The 2,729-nt window shown below is 66.6% G+C and carries 3 protein-coding genes; 1 reads left to right on the plus strand and 2 read right to left on the minus strand.

All coding sequences use genetic code 11. The features are described from left to right. Positions 1-303: 303 nt before the first annotated feature. Positions 304-1,188 (minus strand): hypothetical protein, encoded by an 885-nt coding sequence (locus NBZ85_RS29950; RefSeq protein WP_261560594.1) that lies wholly within the window; start codon positions 1,186-1,188, stop codon positions 304-306. Beyond that, positions 1,167-2,159, minus strand: coding sequence for a toll/interleukin-1 receptor domain-containing protein (locus NBZ85_RS29955; protein WP_261560596.1), 993 nt, complete (start codon positions 2,157-2,159; stop codon positions 1,167-1,169). Before NBZ85_RS29955 ends, NBZ85_RS29950 begins: the two co-directional genes overlap by 22 nt. 165 nt (positions 2,160-2,324) lie before the next feature. On the opposite strand from NBZ85_RS29955, the gene NBZ85_RS29960 reads away from it, so the two are divergent. After that, positions 2,325-2,717 carry an EthD family reductase gene (locus NBZ85_RS29960; protein WP_261563289.1) on the plus strand — a complete coding sequence of 131 codons (393 nt, stop codon included), beginning with the start codon at positions 2,325-2,327 and terminating at the stop codon, positions 2,715-2,717. Positions 2,718-2,729 lie beyond the last annotated feature (12 nt).

Below are 2,729 nucleotides of genomic sequence, written 5' to 3' on the forward strand. Positions count from 1 at the left end.
GGCGGTGTTGCCCGGCACTGCGAAACACCATGATCGCTGGTGCTGGTGTGGATAGACGGGACGCGGGGGCGCGGTGGGCATGGTCTCCACCGTGTTCGCATCATGATCACAACCAAAGGTGCGCCCTGACGCCCGCCGAGATCCCGACCTGCGCGGGCAGGGCCTGCTGCGCGATCGGCTCGTCGGGATCGTGCAACCCCGTCATCCGCTCGTCCCGTCAACCGTCACCGCCGAGAACGAAGCCGCCAAGCGGCCGCGACCCCTCACCCGCGGGCCGAGGCCCGCGGCAGTCACGGGTGGGTGTCAGTACCTGGCCTCGCCGCCCTGCTGGCGGAGTACCTGCTGGATGGCTCTGATCACCCGATCGATGCCGAGATCGAGGAACTCCTCCGTCCGCCCGTCGATGCCGACGCCGATGGTCAGTTCGATACCCACCCCGCCCGAGGTGTGCAGCTCGAACTTCCGGACCTTTTCAGCTCCGTAGTCGATGAACTCGTTTTTCTCGTCGTCCCACTTCTGTATCTCGTTCTCCTTCTCGTCGATCTTGGCGGAGCTTTTCCGGATGGCCACCACGTGCCGATAGAAGATTCCGGTCCAGGTCGGATCCTGCCAGGTGCCGTCGGCCAGGTTGAGCTCGCATTCGTAGACGCCGAGCTTGAATCTCGTCGGGCAGAAGATCGCGACCTGATACCGGTCGAGTCGCAGCCGACCATCCCGGCCGATCGCAGCCCGGCAGGGGTTGCCCGCCCCGAGAACGATGTACGGCTCCCGCGCGGGTGTCCGGCTGGGGTCGAGTTCCGCCAGTGGTGAGGGATCGTCCTTCTGGAGCACCAGGTCGTCGCTGGTGATGTGGAGCTCGCGGTACGCATCCTTCACGATCGCGTCGAGATCGGCGGCCAGGTGGCGATCCATCTCCTCGTCCGCGGGCCGACGCCGCTCCTCCCGGTAGGTCATCTCCCGGCAGTACCCGATGTACGCCATGATCCCGGCGGACGCGAGTAGCGCGAGACCGAGAAGAATCGACTCGCCGCCCTGGCCGAACTTCGCGAAGGCGATGACCATGGCTATCACGGCGGCGAGCGCGAAGTAGACCGCGTGCTTGCGTGGGGTGTCGTCGATCATCCGGCGGAAGTACTTCTCCACCCGTGTCCGGCGAGCAGTCAAGTTCAGTGTGCTGCTGATTTCCATTCCCCCGATCGTGATGTTGCGAGAAGCCCTTCCCAGACCGGATTACCCGGCGACCTCAGATGCAGGATGATCTCCCGTGCGTGCTCGGGTTCGACTTCGGATAGAAGATCCGAGACGTCGGGCGAAAGGGCGACGCCCCCCGCGGGGGAGCGCCAGTCGTAGCTCACCAGGCACCAGGCGATCCTTGAGTGCGGTAGCCGCGCGGCAAGCTGGAGGTGTCTTTTGAGGGCGTCGAACTCGTGGTGTTCCAGCTGATTTCCGCGCCGCCCGGCCATCATGCAGAGCCCAAGGTAATAGTGGAGCTCGGGATCGTCGTCCCGGCGGATCGCCCGAGTGAACTCCACGCAGGCCCGTTCGTAGTCTCGCGCCTCGAGCGCCGCCAGTGCGACGCGGGTCCGGGCGGTACTGGTCCCACCGTCCGTGCGCGGGATCGATCCCGCGCTCGTGCCAGGGCCCGTGGAGGTTCGCCGCGGCCGGGCGGCGGTGGGGTCCCACCGCCCGCGATCGGGTCGCCGGTCCGGCCTCGTCGGACCATTCACCGCACGCTTCACCCCGGCGAGGAACAGCTCTCGGACCACGCTAGCGGACATCTCGGGGTCAAACACGTCGATCGGGACGATCTGGGCCATCGCCCCGGGCGCCACGCATTCCTCAACTCGGACCGGTACCAGTCGGCGCGCAACCCCGACCGGGTCCCGGCGCCATGCCTCCTGCCACTCGTGCTGGTTCGTCGTCGACCCGGCATAGGCCGCCGAGAGAACCACGATGGTTCGGGTCGAGCTCTTGATGGCCGTCAACAGATTGTTCACCCAGTTCGAGCCGGGAACGTCGTCCCAACCCGCGAAGCTGATGTGGTATCCCGCTTGCTCAAGCGTCGAGGCGAGCCATTCGGCCCAGGCGCGGTCCGCCTGGTCGTAGGAGATGAAGAAGTCCCACTGCGCCGTCATCATCGACCCCCCGAATATGCGCATCACCACGATACAGACTTCTCTGGCCGGATTATGGCAACGTTTTCCCGGGGCGCCCTGTGGGGCCGGGCGGAATGCGAACCGGCCTCCGGTCCCGTTGGTGGCGGCCTTGGCCGGCACGGCCCCACGGGCTCCGGTTGATGACCGAAGGTTCCTGAGGGAGCACTGATGGTGCTGGTGGTGGCGCGACGCGCGCGGGTGGGGCTATCTGGGAGAAGCTTGGACCAGTGCGTCTCGATCGGCGGGCGCCGCGACTGTGAGAAGGCGGTCACCATGATCCGGCTCAGCGTGCTGTACCCGAGGACCGAGGGTGCGACGTTCGACCACGACTACTACCGGGACAAGCACATCCCGATGGCCAGCGCCATGTGGGGCATCTCGGAGGTCGAGATCGACCGCGGGCTGGACGGCCCGTACGTCGCCGCCGCGCACTTCCGGTTCGCGTCGATCGAGGCGATGAAGGCGGCGATGTCCCGCGGCGACGGGAAGGCGATCACCGCCGACGTCGCGAACTACACCACGATCACCCCGGTGATGCAGACCAGCGAGGTGTCGGGCTGAGCACGGCGACAC

The sequence above is a fragment of the Frankia tisae genome (assembly GCF_025403405.1).
Classification (GTDB): domain Bacteria; phylum Actinomycetota; class Actinomycetes; order Frankiales; family Frankiaceae; genus Frankia; species Frankia tisai.

Coding starts and splice junctions, on each gene's coding strand:
- NBZ85_RS29960 (WP_261563289.1), top strand. CDS start 2,325: ATGGTGCTGGTGGTGGCGCGACGCGCGCGGGTGGGGCTATCTGGGAGA.
- NBZ85_RS29950 (WP_261560594.1), bottom strand. CDS start 1,188: ATGGAAATCAGCAGCACACTGAACTTGACTGCTCGCCGGACACGGGTG.
- NBZ85_RS29955 (WP_261560596.1), bottom strand. CDS start 2,159: ATGCGCATATTCGGGGGGTCGATGATGACGGCGCAGTGGGACTTCTTC.